At 61.4% G+C, this 4364-nt stretch carries 3 protein-coding genes; 2 read left to right on the forward strand and 1 reads right to left on the reverse strand.

Annotation, left to right across the window (positions count from 1 at the left end; genetic code table 11):
* A partial coding sequence (locus B3397_RS07630; protein WP_296248727.1) for a YkgJ family cysteine cluster protein occupies positions 1-392 on the reverse strand: 392 nt, incomplete at its 3' end.
* A 198-nt stretch (positions 393-590) separates the two neighbouring features.
* Here B3397_RS07630 and B3397_RS07635 point away from each other — a divergent pair.
* Positions 591-3041, forward strand: a complete 2451-nt coding sequence (locus tag B3397_RS07635) for a glycogen/starch/alpha-glucan phosphorylase (protein WP_296248729.1) — start codon at positions 591-593, stop codon at positions 3039-3041.
* A gap of 286 nt (positions 3042-3327) precedes the next feature.
* Positions 3328-4338: a class 1 fructose-bisphosphatase gene (locus B3397_RS07640; protein ID WP_296248731.1), complete on the forward strand. Its 1011-nt coding sequence runs from the start codon at positions 3328-3330 to the stop codon at positions 4336-4338.
* Positions 4339-4364: the final 26 nt, after the last annotated feature.

The raw sequence follows: 4364 nt of genomic DNA on the forward strand, positions 1-4364 counted from the left end.
GCCTTGGGCTTGTAAGCACAGTACCCCGGTCGCGGCCCGATCTTGGGATGGTTGCGGCAGGTATCCGGCCGCAGCTCGTAGATCGTGCAGAGCCGACTCTTCTTGTCCAGGTACAGGCAGTCGTTGTTGCTCATCCGGGTCAGAGTGAAAATCCCGGACTTCTGATTGAAGCGCTCGACGATACCGTCCTTCTGCAAACGCTTGGCGATGTTCTTCGGTGGGTCGCCCTTTTCGAATTCATCCACCACGCCGATGCGGATCAAGTCCTTGATCTTCACTTCCACCGGCAATGTGCAGCAGGTCGACATGCAGGCGCCGCACATGGGCGCGGAATACTTCTGCCAGGTGTCGAGGCGGTCCACTTCGGCAGCGGCGATCAGGGAGGTTTTCATCGTAGTGTCATCAGGGAGGCTGGATCAGGGCGCGCGATCATACCGGCATTGGTGAAAAAGTGAACAGCCTTCTGGCTGATCGCCCGATAAAAACCCGATAAAGCCACAAAGTCGCGAACCTGAGGTGTCACCTTGTGTCGAAGCGTCTAGGCTCAGGTAATCCATCTAAAACCGTCAACTTCCCCGAGGACGCATTGCATGTCTCAGGAACCGCTTGTTCGTGACGCTGAGGTGGCCGATTTCCGCGCCGCTGTACTCGCCAAACTCACATACGCGGTGGGTAAGGACCCCGACCACGCGTTCGACCACGACTGGTTCGAGGCGATCGCGTTGGCTGCACGCGACCACATGGTCGAGCACTGGATGGACCACACCCGGCAGATCTACCGCAAAGGCCAGAAACGGGTGTATTACCTCTCCCTCGAATTTCTTATCGGCCGCCTGCTCTACGACAGTCTGAGCAACCTGGGCCTGTTGGACATCGCTCGCGAAGCACTCACCGACCTGGGTGTGGACCTGGAGCGCATTCGTCTGCTGGAGCCCGATGCGGCGCTGGGCAACGGTGGCCTGGGTCGCCTGGCGGCCTGCTTCATGGAGAGCATGTCGACGCTGGGCGTTGCGGCGCACGGCTACGGCATCCGCTATGAGCATGGGCTGTTCCGCCAGGCCATCGTCGATGGTTGGCAGCAGGAACAGACCGAGAACTGGCTGGATTTCGGCAACCCCTGGGAGTTCGAGCGCCCCGAGGTGATCTACCCGATCAGCTTCGGTGGTCACGTCGAAACCATCACCGACGGTGAAGGCCAGCAGAAGCAGGTCTGGTGGCCTAGCGAAACCGTGCGTGCGGTGGCCTACGACACCCCGGTGGTGGGCTGGCGCGGTTCCAGCGTCAACACCCTGCGCCTGTGGCGTGCGCGCGCCCTGGAGGAGTTGCACCTGGAACGCTTCAACGCCGGCGACCACCTGGGGGCCGTGGCCGAAGTGGCGCGTGCGGAGAGCATCTCCCGCGTGCTCTATCCTGCAGACAGCACCGAGGCCGGCCAGGAGCTGCGCCTGCGTCAGGAATACTTCTTCGTGTCGGCCTCGTTGCAGGACCTGCTGCGTCGCCATCTCAACGGCAACGACACGCTGCTCAACCTGTCCGACAAGGCCGCGATCCAGCTCAACGATACGCACCCCTCCATCGCCGTCGCCGAGCTGATGCGTCTGCTGGTCGACCAGCATGGCGTGGCCTGGGACACGGCCTGGGAAATCACCGTCAACACCCTGGCCTATACCAACCATACCCTGCTGCCCGAAGCCCTTGAAACCTGGCCCGTGGGGTTGATGGAGCGCATGCTGCCGCGGCACATGCAGATCATCTACCTGATCAACGCCTATCACATCGATGCGCTGCGTGCCAAAGGCCAGCATGACGTCGACGTGCTGCGCGTCGTGTCCCTGATCGAGGAAGACAACGGTCGGCGCGTGCGCATGGGTAACCTGGCTTTCCTGGGGTCGCACAGTGTCAACGGCGTGTCCGGCCTGCATACCCAGCTGATGCGCAGCACGGTGTTCGCCGAGCTGCACAAGCTGTATCCGGACCGCATCAACAACAAGACCAACGGCATCACCTTCCGCCGCTGGCTGTACCAGTCCAACCGGGAGCTCACGGCCATGATGGTCGAGGCCTTGGGGCCCGAGTTGCTCGATGATCCGGAGAAGCTGCTCAAGGGTCTGGAGCCGTTTGCCGAGAAGGCCGATTTCCGCAAGGCGTTTGCCGCGCAGCGTTTGAACAGCAAGAAAGCCCTGGCGCGCATCATCCACGAACGCATCGGTGTCACGGTCAACCCCGAGGCGCTGTTCGACGTGCAGGTCAAACGGATCCACGAATACAAGCGCCAGTTGCTCAACCTGCTGCACACCGTGGCGCTGTACCAGGCGATTCGCGCCGAGCCGGAGATCAACTGGGTGCCCAGGGTGAAAATCTTCGCCGGCAAGGCGGCGGCCAGTTATCACTCGGCCAAGCTGATCATCAAGCTGGCCAACGACATCGCCCGGGTGGTCAACAACGACCCGACCGTGCGCGGCTTGCTCAAGGTGGTGTTCCTGCCCAACTACAACGTCAGCCTGGCCGAAAGCATCATTCCGGCGGCAGACCTGTCGGAGCAGATTTCCACCGCAGGCTACGAAGCGTCGGGCACCAGCAACATGAAGTTCGGCCTCAACGGCGCGTTGACCATCGGCACGCTGGACGGCGCCAACGTGGAAATGCGTGACTATCTGGGCGAAGAAAACATGTTCATTTTCGGCATGACGGCCGCTCAGGTGGAGGAACGTCAACATGCCGGTGGGTTCAGCGCCCATGGCGACATCGCCGCTTCGCACCGCCTGAACGACGTGCTGCAGGCCATTCGCGGCGGGGTGTTCTCGCCCGATGATCCGTCACGGTATGTCGGTCTGGTGGATTCCTTGGCCAACTACGACCGCTTCCTGCTGTGCGCGGATTTCGACGCGTACTGGGACGCCCAGCGCAAGGTCGAGGAGACCTGGTTGAACCCTGACAAGTGGTGGCGCATGTCGGTGCTCAACAGCGCCCGCATGGGCTGGTTCTCGTCGGACCGGACCATTCGCGAGTATGCGGAGCAGATCTGGGGGGCGCTGGAATAGGTCCTGGGGTGTGCTCGGCGAGCTCATCGGCGGGCATATTCGCTTCATCGCGGGCAGAGCCTGTTCCCACAGGCATCTGCGTTGCAGAAGAAGATCCTGCGATATTATCTTCCCCCGAATGGCGTCGGTTCCGGCAACGCAGATGCCCGGGAACGCCGAGCGGCGAACTATCACCCCTGGATAACGGTCTGATCGCTGCAACGCCGTGGCTAACGCTCGCTAGGTTCAACTGTACCCGTGTAAACTGCGCGGGTTTTCCCAACCTCTCTCTACTCCGGAGTCGTCCATGTCCCGCGTTACCCTGAGTCGCTATTTGATTGAGCAGACCCGTAGCAACAACACTCCGGCCGATCTGCGCTTCCTGATCGAAGTGGTGGCGCGCGCATGCAAAGAGATCAGCCATGCCGTTTCCAAGGGCGCCCTGGGTGGCGTGCTGGGCAGCATGGGTACTGAAAACGTGCAGGGCGAAGTGCAGAAGAAGCTCGACGTACTGTCCAACGACATCCTGCTGGAAGCCAACGAGTGGGGCGGTCACCTGGCCGGCATGGCGTCCGAGGAAATGGACAACGCCTACCAGATCCCGGGCCAGTACCCCAAAGGTGCCTACCTGCTGGTATTCGACCCCCTGGACGGCTCCTCGAACATCGACGTCAACGTGTCGGTGGGTACCATTTTCTCGGTACTGCGCTGCCCAACCGAGCACCTAAGCCAGAACGACAGCCTCAAGGAGCAGGCTTTCCTGCAGCCGGGTACCCAGCAGGTTGCTGCCGGCTATGCCATCTACGGCCCACAGACCATGCTGATTCTGACGCTGGGCAACGGCGTCAAGGGCTTCACTCTGGACCGTGAGATGGGCAGCTTCGTGCTGACGCACGAGAATATCCAGATTCCGGAAACCACCGCCGAGTTCGCCATCAACATGTCCAATAAGCGTCACTGGGAAGCCCCGGTGACCAAGTATGTGGATGAGTTGCTGGCCGGTGAGGAAGGCCCGCTGAAGAAGAACTACAACATGCGCTGGATCGCCTCCATGGTGGCCGACGTGCACCGTATCCTGACCCGCGGTGGCCTGTTCATGTACCCGCGCGACGGCCGCGAGCCAGAGAAGCCTGGCAAGCTGCGCCTGATGTATGAAGCCAACCCGATGTCGTTCCTGGTGGAACAGGCCGGTGGTGCTTCGACCGATGGCCGTCAGCGCATTCTGGATATCAAGCCTGAAGGTCTGCACCAGCGTGTGGCGGTGTTCCTGGGTTCCAAGCAGGAAGTGGAGCGGGTGACTGGGTATCACAACGAGTGATGCTTGGGGGGATCGGCGGTGAATGG

The organism is Pseudomonas sp. UBA4194 (genome assembly GCF_002379585.1).
Lineage (GTDB): Bacteria > Pseudomonadota > Gammaproteobacteria > Pseudomonadales > Pseudomonadaceae > Aquipseudomonas.

Excerpts from the sequence above, each read along its gene's own strand:
- B3397_RS07635 (WP_296248729.1), top strand. The coding sequence starts at position 591 with ATGTCTCAGGAACCGCTTGTTCGTGACGCTGAGGTGGCCGATTTCCGC.
- B3397_RS07640 (WP_296248731.1), top strand. The coding sequence starts at position 3,328 with ATGTCCCGCGTTACCCTGAGTCGCTATTTGATTGAGCAGACCCGTAGC.